The sequence below is a fragment of the Streptomyces avidinii genome, assembly GCF_045161815.1.
GTDB classification, from domain to species: Bacteria; Actinomycetota; Actinomycetes; order Streptomycetales; family Streptomycetaceae; genus Streptomyces; species Streptomyces avidinii.
Map to the genome: position 1 here is coordinate 7,460,733 of NZ_CP108863.1, position 19,840 is coordinate 7,480,572.

Sequence of the window (19,840 nt, forward strand, 5' to 3'; positions counted from 1 at the left end):
GGCCGGGTCAGGTCGTGGCGTCGGCCGGGAGATGGGGGAGTCCCGGCTGCACCCCGTCCTTGACGGGCAGGGTGATGACCATCGTCAGGCCGCCACCGGGGGTGTCCTCTGCGGTCAAGGTGCCGTCCATCGCTTCCAGGAAGCCCCGGGCGACCGCGAGGCCGAGCCCGACACCGGCGCCTGCGGGCGCGTCTCCGTAACGCTGGAAAGGCTCGAATATGCGGTTCTTGGCCTCGTCGGGGACGCCGGGTCCGCGGTCGACGACGCGTAGTTCGAGGCGGTAGGCGAGGGCGCTCGCGGATACGAGGACGGGTTGGCCGCCGGGACTGTACTTGACGGCGTTCTCGACGATGTTGGCGACGGCGCGTTCCAGCAGGCCGCGGTCGACGGCGACCATCGGGAGCGTCTCGGGGATGTCGAGGTCGACGCTGTCATCGGGTACGCCGGCCAGGGCCATCGGGACGACCTCGTCGAGGTCGGTCTCCCGGATGATCGGGGTGACGGTGCCGGTCTGGAGGCGGGACATGTCGAGGAGGTTGCCGACCAGATGGTCGAGGCGGTCGGCGCCGTCCTCGATGCCCTTCAGGAGCTCGGCCCGGTCCTCCTCGGACCAGTCGACGTCGGTGGAGCGCAACGAGGTGACGGAGACCTTGATCCCGGCCAGCGGAGTACGCAGGTCATGGCTGACAGCGGCCAGGAGCGCGGTGCGGATCTGATTGCCCTCGATCAGACGACGGGCCTCCTCGGCCTCGCCGACCAGTCGCTGGCGGTCGAGTACGACGGCGGCCTGGGCGGCGAAGGCGCCGAGCACGCGGCGGTCCTCGGCGGGCAGCACCCGGCCGGTCAGGGCCAGCGCCATGTTCTCGCCGATCGGCATGTCGACATCGGCATCCTCAGGGCGGCTGACCGGGCCAGTGCCCTTACTGCCCGCGCAGGTCCACGGGTCGACCTCGCTACCGCGCTCCAGCAGTGCCACGGAATCCATGGCGAACGTCTCGCGCACCCGCTCCAGCAGGGCGTCGAGAGCGGTCTCGCCGCGCAGGATGCTGCCGGCCAGGAAGGAGAGGATCTCGGATTCGGCACGCAGCCGGGCGGCCTGGTGGGTCCGGCGGGCGGCCAGGTCGACCACCGACGCCACGGAGACGGCGACGCCGACGAAGATCGCGATGGCGACGATGTTCTTGGGGTCGGCGATGGTGAGTTTGTGGACCGGCGGCGTGAAGAAGTAGTTCAGGAGCAGCGACCCGAAGGCTGCCGAGGCCAGGGCGGGGAGCAGACCGCCCAGGAGTGCTGCCGCCACGGTGAAGGTGAGGAAGAGCAGCATGTCGTTGGCGAGCCCGAGGTCGGGGACGACCTGGCTCAGGAGCAGCGCGAGGAGCGCGGGACCGGCGATGCCGACGATCCAGCCCCAGATGAGGCGGGAGCGGCCGAGCCGTCCGCTGCGGGCGACGGGCAGGCTGCGGCGGCCCTTGGCGGCCTCGTCGTGGGTGACGATGTGGACGTCGAGGTCGGGTCCGGATTCGCGTGCGACGGTGGCGCTGACGCCGGGGCTGAAGGCGTACTGCCAGGAGCGGCGGCGGCTGACGCCGAGCACGATCTGGGTGGCGTTGACCCCGCGGGCGAACTCGAGCAGCGCGTCGGGGATGCTGTCGCCTATGACGTGGTGGAACGTGCCGCCGAGGTCCTCGACCAGGGTCCTCTGGAGCGCGAGCTCCTTCGGCGAGGCGGCCGTCAGTCCGTCGCTTCGGGCGATGTAGACGGCGAGGACCTCGCCGCCGGCGCCCTTCTCGGCGAGGCGGGCGGCACGGCGGATGAGGGTGCGGCCCTCCGGTCCGCCGGTGAGGCCGACGACGATGCGTTCGCGGGCCTGCCAGGTGGAGCGGATGTTGTGCTCGCCCCGGTACTCCTGGAGGTACTCGTCCACGCGGTCGGCGACCCACAGCAGCGCGAGCTCGCGCAGGGCGGTCAGGTTGCCGGGGCGGAAGTAGTTGGAGAGGGCCGCGTCGACCTTGTCGGGCTTGTAGATGTTGCCGTGGGCCATGCGGCGGCGCAGCGCCTGCGGGGACATGTCGACCAGCTCGATCTGGTCGGCCCGCCGGACCACCTCGTCGGGGACCGTCTCGCGCTGCCGGACGCCGGTGATGGTCTCGACGACGTCGCCCAGGGACTCCAGGTGCTGGATGTTGACGGTCGAGACGACGTCGATGCCCGCCTGGAGGAGTTCCTCGACGTCCTGCCAGCGTTTGGCGTTGCGCGAGCCCGGGATGTTGGTGTGGGCGAGCTCGTCCACCAGCGCGACGGCGGGGCGCCGGGCGAGGATCGCGTCGACGTCCATCTCGGTGAACGTGGAGTCCCGGTACTCCAGCTCGCGCCGTGCGATCTGTTCCAGGCCGTGCAGCATCACCTCGGTGCGCGGACGGTTGTGATGCTCGACGAAGGCGACGACTACATCGGTGCCGCGCTCCACCCGTCGGTGGCCCTCCGAGAGCATCGCGTACGTCTTGCCGACGCCGGGGGCCGAGCCCAGGTAGATCCGAAACTTGCCGCGTCCCATGACGTCATCCCTCGAAGCGGTAGCCCATGCCGGGCTCGGTGATCAGGTACCTCGGGTGCGAGGGGTCCGCTTCCAGTTTGCGGCGCAGCTGGGCCATGTAGACCCGCAGGTAGTTGGTGTGCTCGGAGTACGTCGGCCCCCACACGTCGAGCAGCAGCTGCTGCTGGCTGATCAGCCGGCCGGGGTTGCTGATGAGGATCTCCAGGAGGTGCCACTCGGTGGGGGTGAGCCGCACGCTGCGATCGCCCCGGCGGACCTTCTTCGCGATCAGGTCGACGGTGAAGTCGTCGGTGGTGACCACGGAGACCTCGTCGGCGGGTGCCGGGATCTCCCGGCGGCGGACAGCGGCCCGCAGCCGCGCGAGGAGCTCGTCCATGCTGAACGGCTTGGTGACGTAGTCGTCGGCCCCCGCGTCCAGGGCGAGGATCTTCTCCTCGGAGGTGTGGCGGGCGGAGAGGACGAGGATCGGTAGGCTGCTGGACTCCCTGACACGCTTGATCACATCGATGCCGTCCATGTCCGGCAGGCCGAGATCCAGGAGGATGACGTCCGGCTTGCGGGAAGCGGCAAGTCTGAGGGCACTGCCTCCGTCGGAAGCCGTCTGCACCTCGAACTTCCGCGCCTGCAGGTTGATCTTGAGTGCGCGGACGAGCTGGGCGTCGTCTTCCACCACCAGCACCTTGATCATCGGTGTGGGGCCTTCCTCTTTCAATGGATACGGGGCGGAGTCGGCGGGACGCGAACGAGCCACGTCCCGCCGACTCCGGACCCCTGCTACGGGAAACATCAGCTCTTGGTCAGTGCCTTGAGGGCGGTGTTGAGCTCGAGGACGTTGACGCGAGGCTCGCCCATGAAGCCGAGCGTCCGGCCCGTGGTGTGGTCGGCGACGAGCTTCTCGACCTGCTTGACGTCGATGTGGTTCTGCTCGGCGACGCGGTGGACCTGGATCTTCGCGTACTCGGGGGAGATGTTCGGGTCGAGGCCGGAGCCGGAGGAGGTGACGGCGTCGGCCGGCACGTCCTCGGGCTCGACCTTGTAGTCCGCAGTGGAGTTGTCGGTGACGACGGCGTCTTTGGCGGCGATGACCTGGGCGCAGAGGGTGCCCTCTTCAGCGCCCTTGGTGCACTTGCCGTTGACCGCGCCGTTGTCGGCGGACCGGTTGGTGGCGCCGGACAGGATCAGCGAGTACTGCATGTTGACGCTGTTGCTGCCCAGACCGTTGGAGGGGCGGGGCTGGAACCACTTGAGGTCCGGCTTGGAGGCTTCTTCGGCGTCGTCGGGGTTCTGCTTGGGCAGGTTGTAGGTCTGGCCGATGAGGGAGGAGCCGACGACCTGGCCGCTCTTGTCCTTGATCTCGGAGCCGTTGGCCTTGTCGTTGAAGAGGGCCTGGGCGATGCCGGTTACGGCCAGCGGGTAGATGACCCCGCAGATGACCGTGAGGACGAGCAGGGCGCGCAGGCCGGCGCCGATCAGGCGGAGGGTGCTGGATACGGAGTTGTTCATCGCGTGATCAGCCGATTCCGGGGATGAGGGTGATGAGCATGTCGATGATCTTGATGCCGATGAACGGGGCGATCAGGCCGCCGAGTCCGTAGATCCCGATGTTGCGGCGGAGCATCTTGTCGGCGCTGGTCGGCTTGTACTGGACGCCCTTGAGGGCGAGTGGTACGAGCGCGATGATGATCAGCGCGTTGAAGATGACGGCGGAGAGGATCGCGGAGTTCGGGGAGGACAGGCCCATGATGTTGAGCTTGTCCAGGCCCGGGTAGACCACCGCGAACATGGCCGGGATGATCGCGAAGTACTTTGCGACGTCGTTGGCGATGGAGAAGGTGGTCAGCGCGCCACGCGTGATCAGGAGCTGCTTGCCGATCTCGACGATCTCGATGAGTTTGGTGGGGTTGGAGTCCAGGTCCACCATGTTCCCGGCCTCCTTGGCGGCCGAGGTGCCCGTGTTCATCGCGACACCGACATCGGCCTGGGCGAGCGCCGGGGCGTCGTTCGTACCGTCACCGGTCATCGCGACGAGCTTGCCGCCTGCCTGCTCCCGCTTGATGAGGGCCATCTTGTCCTCAGGGGTGGCCTCGGCGAGGAAGTCGTCGACACCCGCCTCCTCGGCGATGGCCTTCGCGGTGAGCGGGTTGTCGCCCGTGATCATGACGGTCTTGATGCCCATGCGGCGCAGTTCGTCGAACCGCTCGCGCATGCCCTCCTTGACCACGTCCTTGAGGTGGATGACACCGAGGACGCGGGCGCCCTTGTCGTCCTTCACCGCCACCAGCAGCGGGGTGCCGCCGGCCTGGGAGATCTGGTCCGTGAGCGCTTGCGCGTCCTCGGCGACCTGGCCGCCCTGCTCCTTGACCCAGGTGATGACCGAGCCGGTCGCGCCCTTGCGGGTCTGCTTGCCATCGACGTCCACGCCCGACATACGAGTCTGGGCGGTGAAGGCGATCCAGTCGGCGTGGGCGAGTTCGCCCTGGTGGCGTTCGCGCAGGCCGTACTTCTCCTTCGCCAGGACGACGATGGACCGGCCCTCGGGGGTCTCGTCCGCGAGGGACGACAACTGGGCGGCGTCGGCGAGCTCCGCCGCCGTGGTGCCCTTGACGGGGACGAACTCGGAGGCCTGGCGGTTGCCGAGGGTGATGGTGCCGGTCTTGTCGAGCAGGAGGGTCGAGACGTCGCCCGCGGCCTCGACGGCCCGGCCGGACATGGCCAGGACGTTACGCTGGACCAGTCGGTCCATGCCGGCGATGCCGATCGCGGAGAGCAGGGCGCCGATCGTGGTCGGGATCAGGCAGACCAGCAGGGCGGTGAGCACGATCATGGACTGCTTGGCGTCTGCGTAGATCGCGAACGGTTGCAGAGTGACCACTGCGAGCAGGAAGACGATGGTGAGGGACGCGAGAAGGATGTTCAGCGCGATCTCGTTGGGCGTCTTCTGCCGGGCCGCGCCCTCGACGAGGGCGATCATGCGGTCGATGAAGGTCTCGCCGGGCTTCGTCGTGATCTTGATGACGATCCGGTCCGACAGCACCTTCGTGCCGCCGGTGACGGCCGAGCGGTCGCCGCCGGACTCCCGGATAACAGGGGCGGACTCACCCGTGATGGCGGACTCGTCCACCGAGGCGACGCCTTCGACGACGTCACCGTCGCCGGGGATGATGTCGCCGGCCTCGCAGACCACCAGGTCGCCGATGCGCAGCTCCGCGCCCGGCACCTGCTCCTCGCCCTTGCCGTCCTTGGTCAGGCGGCGGGCGACGGAGTCGGTCTTGGCCTTGCGCAGGGTGTCGGCCTGGGCCTTGCCGCGGCCCTCGGCGACGGCCTCGGCCAGGTTCGCGAAGATCGTCGTCAGCCACAGCCAGACGGTGATCGCCCAGCCGAACCAGTCCGTCGGGTCCTTGATCGCGAGCACGGTGGTGACCACCGAGCCGATCAGGACGACGAACATGACCGGCGACTTGATCATGATCCGGGGGTCGAGCTTGCGCACCGCGTCGGGGAAGGACCTCAGCAGCTGCTTCGGGTCGAAGAGACCGCCGCCGACCCGCCCGGCCGGCTTGTGACCTGTCGGGATGTCTTCGTGTGGTGCGCGAGTGGGGGTGGTGGTGCTCATGACGCGAGCCCTTCGGCGAGCGGACCCAGCGCCAGGGCCGGGAAGTAGGTCAGACCGGTGACGATGAGGATCGTGCCGACGAGCAGGCCCGTGTAGAGCGGCTTGTCGGTGCGCAGCGTGCCCGCGGTCTCGGGAACGGGCTTCTGCTCGGCCAGCGAGCCGGCCAGGGCCAGGACGAACACCATGGGCAGGAAACGGCCCAGCAGCATCGCGATGCCGATGGTGCTGTTGAACCACTGCGTGTCGGCGTTCAGGCCGGCGAAGGCGGAGCCGTTGTTGTTGGCGCCCGAGGTGTAGGCGTAGAGGATCTCCGAGAAGCCGTGCGCCCCGGTGTTGGTCATCGAGTTGGCCGGGGTGTCCAGCGCCATCGCCGCGGCCGTGAAGCCCAGCACCAGCGCCGGGGTGATGAGGATGTAGCAGGCCGCGAACTTGATCTCGCGGGTGCCGATCTTCTTGCCCAGGTACTCGGGGGTCCGGCCGACCATCAGGCCGGCGATGAACACGGCGATGATCGCCATGATCAGCATGCCGTAGAGGCCGGAGCCGACACCGCCGGGCGCGATCTCACCGAGCTGCATGCCCAGCAGCTGGATGCCGCCGCCGAGACCGGTGAAGGAGGAGTGGAAGGAGTTGACGGCACCCGTGGACGTCAGGGTCGTGGACACGGAGAAGATCGAGGACGCGGCGATACCGAAGCGGGTCTCCTTGCCCTCCATCGCCCCGCCGGCGATGTCGAAGGCCGGGCCGTTACCGGCGAACTCGGTCCACATCATCAGTGCGACGAAGCCGAGCCAGATGGTGGCCATGGTCGCGAGGATCGCGTAGCCCTGGCGCAGGTTTCCGACCATCCGGCCGAAGGTCCGGGTCAGCGCGAACGGGATGAGCAGGATCAGGAAGATCTCGAAGAGGTTCGAGAACGGGTTGGGGTTCTCGAAGGGGTGCGAGGAGTTGGCGTTGAAGTAGCCGCCGCCGTTGGTGCCCAGCTCCTTGATGGCCTCCTGCGAGGCCACCGCCCCGCCGTTCCACTGCTGCGAGCCGCCCATGAACTGGCCGACCTCGTGGATCCCGGCGAAGTTCTGGATCGCACCGCACGCGACCAGGACGATCGCGCCGAGCACCGAGATCGGCAGCAGGATACGGAAGACACCGCGGACCAGGTCGGCCCAGAAATTGCCCAGCTCCCCGGTGCGGGAGCGCGCGAAGCCCCGTACGAGGGCCACCGCGACGGCCATGCCGACGGCGGCGGAGACGAAGTTCTGCACGGCGAGGCCGCCGGTCTGTACGACGTGGCCCATGGCCTGCTCGCCGTAGTACGACTGCCAGTTCGTGTTCGACACGAAGGACGCGGCGGTGTTGAAGGCCTGGTCCGGGTCGATCGCCACGAAGCCGAGCGAGCCGGGCAGGATGCCCTGGGCGCGCTGGAGGCCGTAGAGGAACAGGACGCTCACGGCGGAGAAGGCGAGGACGGCGCGCAGGTAGGCGGGCCAGCGCATCTCGGCCGAGGGGTTGGCGCCGATGGCCTTGTAGATCCACTTCTCCGGCTTGTAGTGCTTTTCGGAGGAGTAGACGCGGGCCATGTAGTCGCCCAGTGGGCGGTAGGCCAGCGCGAGCGCGGCGATCAGTGCGAGGAGCTGGAGCACACCAGCGAGAACGGGACTCATCGGTGGCTAGAACCTCTCCGGGTACACGAGGGCGAGGACGAGGTATCCGAGCAGGGAGACGGCCACGACGAGGCCGACGATGTTTTCGGCGTTCACAGCTTGGTCACCCCCCGGGCGATGAGAGCCACCAGCGCGAATACCGCGATCGTGGTGACGACGAAGGCCAGATCGGCCACCGTGAGCTCCTGGATGAAGAGGGAGGAAATGAATCGGCCAGATGGCCGATGTCGAGATAACCGTGTCTTCATCCCGGCGTTAAGACACCTTGATGGGGTCCATACGGACGCAGGGGAACTCTTAACGCCACGCATACGCGAAAGGCCGCGATCCGCCGCTCAGCCCTGCTGGGACAGGCCCGCCGTGTCCAGCGCGGCACCGGCCTGCGCGGCCAGCGCGACAGCCACCGAGCGGTCCTCTTCGGGAGGCAGGGGACGGTCCGGGAGTGGATCGAGGAGGAAGCGGCCGTAGTAGTGCCCGCCGCCGACGACCCGCAGCTCGGTCTCTCCGTCCGGCCAGTCGGCGTACTCGGTGATCCGGCTACCGCTGCGCAGCCACAAGCCACCGTCGTGCTCCAGCCGTGGAAGGTTCCCCATGAGGGTCCCGTACTCGAAGCGGCAGCCGCGCAGACCCAGCAGGCCGACGAGCTCCCGGCGCACGTACTCGACCACCGCTTCCGGTGTGCCGCCGTCCTCGACCAGCCGAGCGGTTCCCTGGAGACTCGACAGATGCGCGGCGTCGGTCACCACGACCGCCTGGAGACGGCGTGCACGCGCGGCCAGCTGCGAGACGATCAAGCCGACGACGAGCAGCAGGACAGCCGTCTCGATGTCCGCACGGTCAGAGATGGCGAACTGCTGGTAGGGCTCGGTCAGGAAGAAGTCGAACCACGCGGCCGCCGAGAGTGCGGCGAGTGCACCCGCTGCGCGGCTGCCCATGGCGGCGACCGCGACCACCGCGACGACCAGGATCAGCGCCTCGTTCGTCGCCGAAAGACCCGCACGGAATGGCACGAGTACCAGCGCCACCAAGAAGGGGGCCACGAGGGCCGCCACCAAGGCGACGCGGTCGCGGAGCCGGAACAGTCTGCGACTGGGTGGCGATGCGCGGTGGGACCGTGCAGGCGGAAGCCGTAGCGTGGTCGGCCACCGTGTCCGGGTCCGGGGGCACGCCCCTGCTGGTCGCCGTGCACGACTGGGACGGGCCGCGCGTCCTCGGCATCATCCACCTCAAGGATGTGGTCAAGGACGGCATCCGGGAGCGCTTCGCGGAGCTGCGCGCCATGGGGATCCGTACGGTCATGGTGACCGGTGACAACGAGCTGACGGCCAGGGCAATCGCCGCCGAGGCAGGCGTCGACGAATACCTGGCCGAGGCCACCCCCGAGGACAAGCTCGAACTGATCAAGCGGGAGCAGGCGGGCGGGAAGCTCGTCGCGATGACCGGCGACGGTACGAACGACGCCCCGGCGCTCGCGCAGGCCGATGTGGGCGTGGCGATGAACACCGGGACCTCGGCCGCCAAGGAAGCCGGGAACATGGTCGACCTGGACTCCAACCCCACCAAGCTCATCGACATCGTCGAGATCGGCAAACAGCTCCTCATCACCCGAGGCGCGCTCACCTCGTTCTCCATCACGAATGACGTCGCGAAGTACTTCGCGATCATCCCCGCCATGTTCGCGTCGGCTTATCCCGGCCTCGGAGCCCTCAACATCATGGGCCTGCACAGCCCGCAGTCCGCCATCACCTCGGCGATCATCTTCAACGCCCTGATCATCGTCGCCCTCATCCCGCTCGCCCTGCGCGGCGTCCGCTACAAGCCCGCCTCAGCCCACGACCTGCTGCGTCGCAACCTGGCGGTCTACGGGCTCGGCGGCCTCGTCCTGCCCTTCGTCGGGATCAAGCTCATCGACCTGGTGGTGTCCACCGTCCCCGGCCTCGGCTGAACTCCGTCAAGGGCTCGTAAGAGGGCCGTCAGGGCTCTTGAGCCCACAGCCGCACGCCAGTTGGATGGATGACGTGAACATCGGTCAGCGTCACGATGACCGGCCACCGCCATGGCGGAGCCGTGCAGGGATCGCGTCGGTGCCGCCGGCGAAGTGCCCTTCTCACCTTCCGGTGCGCTAGCCCCCGTTGATTCCCGGCCCGTCCATGTGTGGCCCGGCCGTGATCACCGCGTACCGCCGGGCGTGCTGACGTCCGTACGCGGTACTCATTCACCTTCACCGTATGGCCGCTTCCCGCAACGGGTGGCCGTGCCCTTCCCCAGGAACTACTCATGTCTTCCTTCCTGTCCGGCCGTACCATCCTGGTCACCGGCGCCACCTCCGGCATCGGCTACGAGACCGCCCGCCGGCTCGCCGAGTGCGGTGCGACGGTGCTCCTCCACGGCCGTACCCCTGCGGAGGCCCGGGCAGCTGTGGACCGCCTCATCGCCACCGCCGACGTCGACGCGGACATGCTGCGCCCGTGTGCGGCGGACTTCGCGCACCTCGACGAGGTGGAGCGACTCGCGAACCGGATCACCGCCGGGTACCCGCACCTCGACGTCCTGGTCAACAACGCCGCCGTCGCGGCGCCGGAGCGCCACACCGTCACCCCGGACGGCAACGAGCTCTCCTTCCAGGTCAACTTCCTCGCCCACTACCTGCTGACGAACCTGCTGGAACCGGTCCTGACCACCGACCCGGGCGGCCGCGTCGTCAACGTCTCCTCCTCGATGCACCGCACCGGTTCCATCATGTGGAACGACCCCAACCGGACCCGCCGTTACTCCCGCCTCGCCGCGTACGCGCAGTCGCAGCTCGCACTCACGGTCTTCGCCGCCGACCCGCGTGTGACCGCCGTCTCCGTGAACCCGGGCGTGTGCGAGACCGCCCTGAGGCCGCTGTACGGACACGAAGGCGCGACGCCGTCCGAGGGGGCCGCCCACGTCGCGCGGCTGTGCGACCCGGCCGTCGAGATCGTCAACGGGGCCTACTACGACCGGAGCGAGCGGATGGAGCCTGCCTCCGGCGCGACCGAGGAGCGCACGGTCAAGCGGCTGAACAAGCTCGCCGACGTGCTCGTCGGCCACTCTGCCTGAGGGCGCAAGCCCGACGCGCGAACAAAGCCAACCACGGCCGCAAGGCCGGCCAGCGTCGCCTTCCCGCCCGCGCTGGTTCCCCCGCGGGGGCGGCCCACCGTCCCGGGCCGCCCCCGCACCTCTTACCTTCCGCCTAGGCGGCATCCGTCGTGATCCAGCTCCTTCCCACCCGTCTCCCCGCCTTCGCCCGCTGGTTCCCCGGCGGGGCCCCGGGCGTCGCGGCCCTCCCCGAGCACGTCCTCGCGACCGGAGCCGGTCAGTGGTGGGCGGACCGCGCCGTGGACCCGCGGGTCGTGGCGGTCTCCAGCGGGGATCACGTCCTGCTGCGAGGGGACCCGGACGCGCTGTCTCCCGAGGCCCTCGCTCCCTTCGCGGGCAGTTACATCGAGGCCCCGGCTCGCTTCCTCCCCGCCTTCGGGGGCGCGTTCGCGCGCGTCGATCCGTGGGAGCGCATGGTCTACGTACACCAGGCGCCCGCCCTGGCCGCCCGCCCGGCACCCGGGATCATGGTGCGCCGGCTGACCCCGCAGGACGCGTCGGCACTCGTCGCTCTCGGCCCCGAGGCGGCCTGGATCCACAGGACTTGGGGCGGCCCGGAGCAGCTCGCCGCCTCGGGACTCGGCTGGGGAGCCTTCCACCGGGGCCGCGCCCTCTCGGTGGCCTGCACGTACTTCCTCGGCAGTGGGTATGAGGACGTCGCCGCTCTTGCTGACCCCGGCCACCGTCGGCAGCACCTCGCGCTCGCCTGCGTCACGGCCCTGTGCCAGGACATCGCCGCCCGCGGCCGTACGCCGAGCTGGACGTGCTCGCGCGACAACCGCCCGAGCCGCCTCCTCGCCTGGTCGGCGGGCTTCCGCCTGACCCGCGAATACGTCCACTACGCGGCCGGCCCCGCTCGCCGTCTGACGCTCGCCAGGGGAGAGGCCGCGTGAGCTCGTACGGGAGTCCAGACCGGGTGACGTGAGGGCACGAGGCAGTCACCGCGGGGTCTCGGAGTTCCGGGTGGGTTCTCCGCGGCGGACGGAGCCCGGGGCGCGGGCCGCGGGGTGGTCGGCGTGCGAGGAGGAGGTCAGCTGCCACGGGACGCTGGTGACCATGACGCCCGGGGTGAAGAGCAGTCGGCTCTTCAGCCACAGGGCGGACTGGTTGTGGAGGAGGTTCTCCCACCAGTGGCCGACGACGTACTCGGGGATGAAGATGCCCACCACATCACGCGGGCTCTCCCGCCGGATCGAGCGGACGTACTCGACGACGGGACGGGTGATCTCGCGGTACGGGGAGTCGAGGATCTTCAGCGGGATCTCGATCCCGTACTCCTCCCACTGCCGCTTCAGTGACTCCGCCGCCTCGCGGTCCACGGAGATGGTGAGCGCTTCCAGGCGGTCCGGGCGGAAGGCCCGCGCGTAGGACAAGGCCCGCAGGGTCGGCTTGTGGATGGTGGAGACGAGCACGATCGCGAAGACGCGAGGCGGTGGTGCCAGCTCGCTTCGCGGATCGGTGACGGTCAGCTCGGCCGCCGTACGGTCGTAGTGGCGCCGGATACCACGCATCATCACCCACAGCACGAGCGCCGCGAGTACGGCGAGCCAGGCGCCCTGGGTGAACTTGGTGGCCAGCACGATCACCAGGACCAGGCCGGTCACGCACGCGCCCAGGCCGTTGACGGACCGGGCGACCTGATGGCGCCGGCGCACCGCCGGGTCGGTCTCGGTGCGCAACTCGCGGTTCCAGTGACGGACCATGCCGAGCTGGGAGAGCGTGAAGGAGGTGAACACGCCCAGGATGTACAGGTGGATGAGGTCTGTGACGTTGGCCTTGTAGACCCACAGCAGCACTGCGGCGACGGTCGCGAGCGCCAGGATGCCGTTGGAGAACGCCAGCCGGTCGCCGCGGTTGTGCAGCTGCCGGGGCAGATAGCGGTGCTGGGCGAGGATCGAGGCGAGCAGCGGGAAGCCGTTGTAGGCGGTGTTGGCCGCCAGGATCAGGATGAGCGCGGTTGCCGCCTGCATGAAGTAGAAGCCGAAGCTGTCCGAGCCGCCGAAGACGGAGGCCGCCAGCTGGGCGATCACGGTGCGCTGGGTGTACGTCTCGCAGTCCGCCAGCCCGGTCAGCCGGCAGGGGTCCTCGACGATGTGCACCTTGGCCACCATCGCAAGGGTGGTGACGCCCACGAACATGGTGATGGCGATGGCGCCCATGGCCAGCATGGTCTTCGCCGCGTTGACGGACTTGGGCTTGCGGAAGGCCGGCACGCCGTTGGAGATCGCCTCGACGCCGGTCAGGGCCGTACAGCCGCTGGAGAAGGCCCGCAGCACGAGCATCAGCAGGGCGAACCCGGCCAGGCCCGCGTCGGCGGGGTCCGGCTCGATGCCGTACGCGGCGCTCTCCGCGACCGGGGCGTCGCCCAGCAGGTAGCGGAAGAGTCCCGTCCCCACCATGATCAGCACGCCGCCGATGAAGAGGTACGTCGGCGTGGCGAAGGCCCGCCCCGACTCGCGGACGCCGCGCAGATTCATCGCGGTCAGGAGCGCGACGAAGCCGACCGCGAGTCCCACCCGGTGCGCGGCCAGGCTCGGCAGCGCCGAGATGATGTTGTCCACGCCCGAGGCGACCGACACGGCCACCGTCATCACGTAGTCGACGAGCAGCGAGGCGGCCACCACGAGACCGGTGGAGGGCCCCAGGTTCGTGGAGGCGACCTCGTACGATCCGCCGCCGCTGGGGTACGCGTGCACGACCTGCCGGTACGAGAGCACCACTACGGTCATCAGCAACACGACCGCCAGCGCGATCCACGGAGTGAAGTGCAGATAGGCGAGGCCGCCCAGCGTCAGCACCAGCAGGATCTCCTGCGTGGCGTACGCCACCGAGGACAGCGGGTCGGAGGCGAAGATCGGGAGCGCGATGCGTTTGGGCAGGAGGGTCTCGCCCAGCTCCTCGCTGCGCATCGCCCGGCCGATCACAAGACGCTTCAGCAGACCCGTCACGTTGAACACGGCCGGAGCGTAGGCGCAGAAAGCCCGGCCTGTGCACGCGCGGCATGAGGACGCCGCCGAATGATCCCGGATGGAAGGAGAACAGGCCTGCAAATGGCTCTGGCGGACCCGGTGCGCGAGCGCTGGTCAGTGCAAGCCGGAGACCTTGAAGACCGTACGCGCCGTTTCGCGGTCGATGCGCTCTGCAAGCTGGTGCAGCGCGGTCGCGCCACACGCCAGCGTGCCGCGCTGGAGCGACGCGACGGTGTCCGCGTCGAGACGCCGCCACAGCGCAGGATTGCGGGCGAGGACGGTGGGGTCGATCTCGACCACACTGCCATCCACGTCCCGCAGGACCATGCGCTGGGCCACGCCATCGAACCAGTGGACCGAGGCGAGGAAATCGGTACGGACACTGTGCTCGACCAGCACTCCGCGGACGGTCAGCAGGCCTGGACGCGCGAAGACCTTGGGCGGCAGCAGGATCACGAAGAAGAGGGCGGCCAAGCCGGTCCACAGGGCGGCGCGGGGAAAGCTGAGGTAGCCGACGCCCGTGTCCACCACGAGCAGGGTCGCCAACAGCAGGGAGGCGGCGCGGATCGCCGCACGTCTCTCACCTGCCCAGTGGATGTCGTATGCGCACGGTCCAGCAGGGTTCGCGCGCTCGGCACGCGCACCGGTCGCAGACAGTGTGAAGCGTCGTCCCATGAGGGTGACGCTACGACGGCCGGAGCCGTCCAAGCCGAACCCTGACGAACTACTGACGCCGTGGCGCGGCTTTTTGACGGGCCCCTGGCGGCGAGGTGCCGACGCCGCCGGAGTGCGGAATCGGGGTGCCGTCAAGGGTCCGTCAAAATGCCGATCTTTCTGCGTATGAGTGTCGTCAACGTGCCGGGTGTTTCGAACAGTTGAGCCTGATGCTGGCCTGTACGCGGGGCGTACGAGCGCCCGGGTGTGAGGCTGGAGGGGCGTGTGACGATCACCGCCGGTACCGAGACCAGTCAGGGAGCGGGGGCCCCGGAATCTTCTGCGGAGATCCCCGTACCGGACGTTCCAGGCTGGATGGCCGCTGGATCGGGTGAAGGAGACGAACCGGAGGGAGGAAGGTCGCGGCGACGGACTCCCCTCACTGTGTGGATCGCCCGGCCGACCCGTCGGCTCGCCGATCGGTACTGGGGCACCCGGCCCGGCCGGCTGCGCCTCGCCCGCGCTGCGTGCGTACTCCTCGTCACCGGGCTGCTGATCCTGCTCGTGGTCGCGGCGACTGGAGCGGCCGCCGGCTGGAACCAGACGGCGCAGCCCGGGCCGTCCACAAGGGACGCGAGGCGCTGACCACGCTGGCCCCGGCGGCCGGCGCGGCGCTGCTGCTTGTGGCCGGGCTGACCGTCCTCGGCCTGCGACCCCGACTGGCCGAGTTCAGCTAGGGCTCCGGTTCAGGACAGGTCCAGGGACAGGTCGTACGGGAACGCCTCGCCGTCCCGGAGGAAGGTGAGCTGTGCCTGGAGGTGGCGTGCGGTGGGCGGGGGCGCAGGACGGGCGGTGATGGTGCCTTGGGTGAGGCGGCGGGCCGGGCTCGTGCCGTAGGCGCCGCCCCAGTCCACGTACGTATTGCCGAGGTCGTCCTCCCCATCGAGGGTGAGCAGTACGGACTGCGGCAGCGCCGGGGTGACGGTGTAGCTGATGGTGAACGAATCCGCTTGCAGAGCGAGTCCCTGGACGGCGAGCTCATGCCGCCCGCCGAGGATGGCGATGGCGGGCAGGCCGTCGTGGCCGGCGTTTCGGCTCATACGAGGGCCGCCAGACGGTCTGGGTGTTCCTCGACGACGAGGTGGCCGGCGTCGGGGATGACGTGCAGGCCGGTGCCGAGCGTTGCGCGGACGACAGGGGCGAGTCGTCGCGGTGGCAGGAACGCGTCGTGTGCTCCGCTGGCGACCAGTCGGGGAACGGCGTGCCGGGGCAGGTCGGCCCTGCCCGGGGCTCCGCTGGAGCGGGAGTGGCGCGCGACCAGCGTCATCCACTCCACCAGTTCCGCGCGGGGCTGGTGGCCGGGCGCGAGCATGGCGTGCAGGAGCCGGGTGCTGCGGGCGGGGGTCGGCCGCATGAACCAGGTGGCTGAGGCGGCCGGCAGGCCGGGGGCCAGGCACAGCTTGCCCAACCCCCCGGGGGAGACGAGGACGAGCCGGTCGATGCGCGGTGACGGGCTGGAGAGCGCGATGGCGGCGCCGAAGGAGTGGCCGATCACCACCGCGGGCCCCGCCGTGACCGTCTCGAGCACCTCACTCAGCCAGGTGCCGTACCAGGACAGGCGGCCGCCGGAGACCGTGCGCTTCTCGGAGCTGAGGCCGGGCTGCCCGGGGACGTCCGGCAGGACGAGCCGGTGTCCGGCCGCTACCAGGGCAGTGGCCAGCGGCAGTGACGCGGCGGCGTTGAAGTTCGTCCCCGGTACGAAGACGACCGTGGTCGGGTCGGAGCCGGTGGTCACCAGGTGGGTCAGCACTCCGTTGGCGGTCACCGTCGTACGCTCGTGCGGCACCGGCCATGCGTCGAGCCGGTCGGTGCACCAGCGGCGGATGTGCTCCCGGCCCGCCGCACTGCGGTAGATGGAGTCCATCGGGCGAGTATGGCCCCTCATCCCGCTGCCACTCTTCCGGTGGCGGCAGGAGCACCGACCGCGAAGTGGCCGTACTCGCGTTCGGCGCGGAATCCCGCACTCGAGGCGAGCAGGCGACCCGCCCGGTTGCCCGCGGAGCAGGTCCAGCTGGGGGTGCGGCGGCGGGTGGCTATGTCCGAGCACAGTGCGTCGACACAGGCGAGTGCGAGGTGCTGAAGGCGGGGGTCGGGCACGGAGATGCAGGCGATGTCCTCGTAGGCGGTGCCGAGGAAATACGTGCAGGCCACGGCCACGATGCGGCCGTTACGGAACGCAGCCCAGGCGTAACCGGAACGGGCGAGCGCGTCGGGTCCGCCCCAGGTGCGGTGGATCCGGTGCATCGCGGGCGGCAGGGCGCTGAGCGCCCGGGCGTCCTGAGCGGTCAGCCGTCGTAGCGTGATCCCCCTCGGGCGCGGTGCGGCAGGTGCCGTGGTGCGCTTGACGTACACCGTGCGCTGCCAGGGCACGACGCGGTCGAACGCGGCCCCGATCAGCGGCCGGAAGTGGCCGGGTGCCTCGATGTACCGGTGGGCGAAGTGCGCCAGGTCCTGGGGTGTCAGCGCTTGCGGCTCCCCGAGCAGCAGTACGTGGTCCCCGCATTCGGCGGCGATGACGCGTGGCTGGATGACGCGGTCCACCCACCAGCGGCCGGCATCGGTGGTCAGGACGTGCTCGGTCAGGGCGCCCGAGCCCGGCGCGCCGACAGGGAACCAGCGGACGAGGCCCGGAAGCCGGTGGGAGGGCAGGTTGATCACGGTGCTTCCTTGCGGGGGCATGGAGGTGGGGCGGCCCTGCCGGAGGGCCGCCCCACGGGGTGGGCTGATGGCTAGCAGGAGGGCTTGCTGCCGTGGTTGGAGCCCTTCTTGCGGCGGGCCCTCTTCTTGCGTGCGCGCTTGGACATGTCTGTGGACCCCTTCAGGCGGTGTGGCCGACGAGGAGGTCGGCGAGCTTGTTGAGGCGCTTGACGGTCCGGTCGTCGGTGGCGGCTGCGGCCGGTGTGACGTGCTCGGAGCGGTCGTAGTAGGCGCCGTTGACGATTTCGGTGGCCGGGTCGCAGAGGCGTACGACGTGCTGTGCCCCCTCGGAGGCGGGCGCGCCCTCGTTCCCGTACAGCGGGAGGAGCCCGGTGTCGCAGATCCCGGGGTTGACGGAGACGGCGGTGACGCGCGGGTCCGCGGCGAAGACGGTGAGTGCCAGCTGGGACTGGGCGTAGGCGGCGAGGCGGGAGTAACGGCGCAGTCGCTGCGGGTCGTTCCACTGGATGGTGGCCGTGCGGTGAAGCGCGGAGGAGACGTTGACGACGCGGCCGCCCGGGTCGGTGGTGAGCGCCGACTCGAGCAGGTTTGTCAGCAGGTAGTGGGCGAGGAAGTTGACCTGGAAGGCGATCTCGTTGCCGTCGGCCGTGACGGTGTGGCGCTCAGGCGCGGCGATGGCGGCGTTGTTGACGAGCACGTCGAGGCGCGGGTGCTCGCGTACGAGCGCGTAGGCCAGGCTTTCGACCTCGTCGAGGTGGGCGAAGTCGGCGGCGAACGGCCGCAGGTACGAGCCGTTGATGCCGGCAGTGGTGATCAGCCGGTCGGCGGCGGCCTGCGCCTCATCGGGAGTGCGGCCGTGCAGGAGGACGGTGGCGCCGCGCTCGGCGAGCTGGCGGGCGGTCTCGTAGCCGATGCCGGAGGTGGCGCCGGTGACGAGGACGGTACGTCCGGACAGGGATGAAGGCATGTCGGATTCCTGGAAACGGGCATGGCTGACGTGCCTGTCGCCCCGGCGGGACGCGGGGCACGGGTTCAGTTCATGCGGTGAAGGAGGGGATGCGTACGGCGCCCCGAACAACGCCCTTCAGGCGGTGGTGGCAGGTACGCAGACGACGCGCGACCGATTTCAGACGGCCGGGCGGGCAGCGGGCGCTGCCGGCGGCACCTGATTCGGTGGCCGGTCGTCATAGCGCGGACCGCTGTTCATGAACCCATCCCAGCGCATCCGACCTGCCGAGACAAGTTTCCGAACGGGCCTTTGACGCCCCCTTTATGCGCGTCATTAGGAGTACGTCAAGATCGATCCCTGCGCGGAAGGAAGGCGTCAAGGAGTGCTGCCAGGGCTGGGCCGACGGGAGAGACTGATGCGGCGACGGACCGGGATGACGGTCAGTGGCGCGCGGCTGGAGGCGTGTGACCTGAACACCGCCGAAGGACGCAAGGTCCGGGCCGTGGGGGGCCGGGCCGACGCACCGCGTGCCGCTCACCCGTCGCACAGCACATGAGCCGTCCGGCTCCCGGGGTGGGGATTCCGGGGCCGGCGGCTGCCTGATCGTTCAGGACTTGTCCGGCCGATCACGGGGCCCGCGGTGAAGCCCGTGGAGGCGAGGTGTGCCAAGTGCCATGATCACGCTCGCGTGCGGCGCGGGTCCGCCGCGAAGGAGAGAGAACTTGAAGCTGTACCTCGCCGCACCTCTGGTTCTCATCGCTTTGCTCATCGCCGCATCCGGGATGGCGGCGCTCACCCGTGGCTGGGCGCTCCCCATGAACCGGCGCCACGTCCGCAGCCCCCGCCTCTACGGCCTGGGCCAGCTGGTGGCGGCCCTCGCGCTGTGCTGGCAGGTGGTCTTCGGGCTGGTGATCAGCGGCGCGGGCACCCGGCACTGGGGCACCCTGACCGGTGGCGCGCTTCTCGTCGCCGGCCTCGTCGTGATGCTGGTGGGCCAGCTTGCGGGAGGTGGCCGGGCGGGCAGTGGCACACCTTGAGGAAGTCGCTGACAGGCGGATCGCCGAGGCGTGGCACCGGGCGACCAGGCGCTGCTGCTCCAATCCCCAAGACTTGTCCGGGCGGTCATGCCCGGAGGCGGATGACGAGGGACAAGGCGGTTGTGGTGATGGCGTGCCGGATGCCCCAGCGCCGCAGGTACTCGCGACAGGTCGTTGCTATCGATAATTCCCACGGCCAGGCTGACGAGCTTCCTGCGCGGCCTGGCCGACCCGCCTACACCCGGCGGGCGACGAGCTCTGCCATGAGGTTTCGTCCTGGTGTTGCGGCGGTTCGACCCTTGCACGCCGATGACATGAGGTGGCGGCTCGCCGGCTTCTACAACCGCGCAGGCGGCCAGCCTGCCCGCCCCCATGTCCATCGCCGTGCACGCCGCGCGGAATGTGCCTCTTCGGCGCCATCGATCTCCGTGCAGGCGGCGAGCCACGATGAGCCGCAGAGGTTCTCGCGAGGGGCCGATGACCTCGACAACCACCGGCGCTGTGGGCTTGGGATGTGTGCAGTTGCTATGCCTATTGTCACGAGAGATCGATGGGGGAGGGA

At 69.6% G+C, this 19,840-nt stretch carries 18 protein-coding genes and 1 pseudogene; 5 read left to right on the top strand and 14 right to left on the bottom strand.

Annotated elements, in window-relative coordinates; all coding sequences use genetic code 11:
* Window positions 1-7 precede the first annotated feature (7 nt).
* From OG373_RS33590 to OG373_RS33625, 8 genes are all read right to left on the bottom strand, one after another.
* Window positions 8-2,554, bottom strand: coding sequence for a DUF4118 domain-containing protein (locus OG373_RS33590; protein WP_405442255.1), 2,547 nt, complete (start codon window positions 2,552-2,554; stop codon window positions 8-10).
* A gap of 4 nt (window positions 2,555-2,558) precedes the next feature.
* Window positions 2,559-3,242 (bottom strand): response regulator, encoded by a 684-nt coding sequence (locus tag OG373_RS33595; protein ID WP_405442256.1) that lies wholly within the window; start codon window positions 3,240-3,242, stop codon window positions 2,559-2,561.
* A 98-nt stretch (window positions 3,243-3,340) separates the two neighbouring features.
* Window positions 3,341-4,057, bottom strand: coding sequence for a potassium-transporting ATPase subunit C (locus tag OG373_RS33600; protein ID WP_405442258.1), 717 nt, complete (start codon window positions 4,055-4,057; stop codon window positions 3,341-3,343).
* A gap of 7 nt (window positions 4,058-4,064) precedes the next feature.
* Window positions 4,065-6,167 carry a potassium-transporting ATPase subunit KdpB gene (gene kdpB / locus OG373_RS33605; RefSeq protein ID WP_405442259.1) on the bottom strand — a complete coding sequence of 701 codons (2,103 nt, stop codon included), beginning with the start codon at window positions 6,165-6,167 and terminating at the stop codon, window positions 4,065-4,067.
* Window positions 6,164-7,828, bottom strand: a complete 1,665-nt coding sequence (gene kdpA, locus OG373_RS33610) for a potassium-transporting ATPase subunit KdpA (RefSeq protein ID WP_405442260.1) — start codon at window positions 7,826-7,828, stop codon at window positions 6,164-6,166. Before kdpA ends, kdpB begins: the two co-directional genes overlap by 4 nt.
* A gap of 6 nt (window positions 7,829-7,834) precedes the next feature.
* On the bottom strand, window positions 7,835-7,924 hold the full coding sequence (kdpF, locus tag OG373_RS33615; RefSeq protein ID WP_037789535.1) for a K(+)-transporting ATPase subunit F: 90 nt from the start codon (window positions 7,922-7,924) through the stop codon (window positions 7,835-7,837).
* Entirely contained in the window at window positions 7,921-8,076 is a 156-nt protein-coding gene (locus OG373_RS33620) for a hypothetical protein (RefSeq protein WP_167347250.1), read from the bottom strand. Before OG373_RS33620 ends, kdpF begins: the two co-directional genes overlap by 4 nt.
* Before the next feature lie 87 nt (window positions 8,077-8,163).
* Entirely contained in the window at window positions 8,164-8,880 is a 717-nt protein-coding gene (locus tag OG373_RS33625; RefSeq protein WP_405442263.1) for a DUF4118 domain-containing protein, read from the bottom strand.
* A gap of 17 nt (window positions 8,881-8,897) precedes the next feature.
* On the opposite strand from OG373_RS33625, the pseudogene OG373_RS33630 reads away from it, so the two are divergent.
* From OG373_RS33630 to OG373_RS33640, 3 genes and pseudogenes are all read left to right on the top strand, one after another.
* Window positions 8,898-9,773: pseudogene (locus OG373_RS33630) on the top strand (HAD-IC family P-type ATPase); the annotation flags it as partial.
* A gap of 332 nt (window positions 9,774-10,105) precedes the next feature.
* Window positions 10,106-10,912, top strand: coding sequence for an SDR family NAD(P)-dependent oxidoreductase (locus tag OG373_RS33635; protein WP_405442264.1), 807 nt, complete (start codon window positions 10,106-10,108; stop codon window positions 10,910-10,912).
* Between the two features lie 149 nt (window positions 10,913-11,061).
* Window positions 11,062-11,844 carry a GNAT family N-acetyltransferase gene (locus OG373_RS33640; RefSeq protein WP_405442266.1) on the top strand — a complete coding sequence of 261 codons (783 nt, stop codon included), beginning with the start codon at window positions 11,062-11,064 and terminating at the stop codon, window positions 11,842-11,844.
* 45 nt (window positions 11,845-11,889) lie between these two features.
* Here the strand turns inward: OG373_RS33640 and OG373_RS33645 are convergent, their stop codons facing one another.
* The gene (locus tag OG373_RS33645; protein WP_405444291.1) at window positions 11,890-13,860 is read right to left on the bottom strand and encodes an APC family permease; all 1,971 of its coding nucleotides are present in this window, start codon (window positions 13,858-13,860) and stop codon (window positions 11,890-11,892) included.
* 174 nt (window positions 13,861-14,034) lie between these two features.
* Window positions 14,035-14,595 carry a hypothetical protein gene (locus OG373_RS33650; protein ID WP_405442268.1) on the bottom strand — a complete coding sequence of 187 codons (561 nt, stop codon included), beginning with the start codon at window positions 14,593-14,595 and terminating at the stop codon, window positions 14,035-14,037.
* A gap of 506 nt (window positions 14,596-15,101) precedes the next feature.
* Between OG373_RS33650 and OG373_RS33655 the strand changes: the two genes are divergently transcribed.
* Window positions 15,102-15,311, top strand: coding sequence for a hypothetical protein (locus tag OG373_RS33655; protein WP_405442269.1), 210 nt, complete (start codon window positions 15,102-15,104; stop codon window positions 15,309-15,311).
* A gap of 9 nt (window positions 15,312-15,320) precedes the next feature.
* Here OG373_RS33655 and OG373_RS33660 read toward each other — a convergent pair whose 3' ends face one another.
* The 4 genes from OG373_RS33660 to OG373_RS33675 form a co-directional block, all read right to left on the bottom strand.
* A complete protein-coding gene (locus OG373_RS33660) occupies window positions 15,321-15,674 on the bottom strand; it encodes a hypothetical protein (RefSeq protein ID WP_405442270.1) in 354 nt (117 codons plus the stop codon).
* Window positions 15,671-16,498, bottom strand: a complete 828-nt coding sequence (locus OG373_RS33665; RefSeq protein ID WP_405442271.1) for an alpha/beta fold hydrolase — start codon at window positions 16,496-16,498, stop codon at window positions 15,671-15,673. Before OG373_RS33665 ends, OG373_RS33660 begins: the two co-directional genes overlap by 4 nt.
* A 17-nt stretch (window positions 16,499-16,515) precedes the next feature.
* A complete protein-coding gene (locus tag OG373_RS33670; protein ID WP_405442273.1) occupies window positions 16,516-17,292 on the bottom strand; it encodes a GNAT family N-acetyltransferase in 777 nt (258 codons plus the stop codon).
* 160 nt (window positions 17,293-17,452) lie between these two features.
* Window positions 17,453-18,259, bottom strand: a complete 807-nt coding sequence (locus OG373_RS33675) for an SDR family NAD(P)-dependent oxidoreductase (RefSeq protein ID WP_405442274.1) — start codon at window positions 18,257-18,259, stop codon at window positions 17,453-17,455.
* A 704-nt stretch (window positions 18,260-18,963) separates the two neighbouring features.
* Between OG373_RS33675 and OG373_RS33680 the strand changes: the two genes are divergently transcribed.
* Window positions 18,964-19,278 carry a hypothetical protein gene (locus OG373_RS33680; protein ID WP_405442275.1) on the top strand — a complete coding sequence of 105 codons (315 nt, stop codon included), beginning with the start codon at window positions 18,964-18,966 and terminating at the stop codon, window positions 19,276-19,278.
* The last annotated feature ends 562 nt before the right edge of the window (window positions 19,279-19,840 follow it).

What these genes read in the sequence shown, in the direction of transcription:
- OG373_RS33665 (WP_405442271.1), bottom strand. Translation starts at nt 16,498, where the DNA reads ATGGACTCCATCTACCGCAGTGCGGCGGGCCGGGAGCACATCCGCCGC.
- OG373_RS33645 (WP_405444291.1), bottom strand. Translation starts at nt 13,860, where the DNA reads ATGCGCAGCGAGGAGCTGGGCGAGACCCTCCTGCCCAAACGCATCGCG.
- OG373_RS33675 (WP_405442274.1), bottom strand. Translation starts at nt 18,259, where the DNA reads ATGCCTTCATCCCTGTCCGGACGTACCGTCCTCGTCACCGGCGCCACC.
- OG373_RS33595 (WP_405442256.1), bottom strand. Translation starts at nt 3,242, where the DNA reads ATGATCAAGGTGCTGGTGGTGGAAGACGACGCCCAGCTCGTCCGCGCA.
- kdpB (WP_405442259.1), bottom strand. Translation starts at nt 6,167, where the DNA reads ATGAGCACCACCACCCCCACTCGCGCACCACACGAAGACATCCCGACA.
- OG373_RS33590 (WP_405442255.1), bottom strand. Translation starts at nt 2,554, where the DNA reads ATGGGACGCGGCAAGTTTCGGATCTACCTGGGCTCGGCCCCCGGCGTC.
- OG373_RS33660 (WP_405442270.1), bottom strand. Translation starts at nt 15,674, where the DNA reads ATGAGCCGAAACGCCGGCCACGACGGCCTGCCCGCCATCGCCATCCTC.
- OG373_RS33600 (WP_405442258.1), bottom strand. Translation starts at nt 4,057, where the DNA reads ATGAACAACTCCGTATCCAGCACCCTCCGCCTGATCGGCGCCGGCCTG.
- OG373_RS33635 (WP_405442264.1), top strand. Translation starts at nt 10,106, where the DNA reads ATGTCTTCCTTCCTGTCCGGCCGTACCATCCTGGTCACCGGCGCCACC.
- kdpA (WP_405442260.1), bottom strand. Translation starts at nt 7,828, where the DNA reads ATGAGTCCCGTTCTCGCTGGTGTGCTCCAGCTCCTCGCACTGATCGCC.
- OG373_RS33650 (WP_405442268.1), bottom strand. Translation starts at nt 14,595, where the DNA reads ATGGGACGACGCTTCACACTGTCTGCGACCGGTGCGCGTGCCGAGCGC.
- OG373_RS33620 (WP_167347250.1), bottom strand. Translation starts at nt 8,076, where the DNA reads ATGAAGACACGGTTATCTCGACATCGGCCATCTGGCCGATTCATTTCC.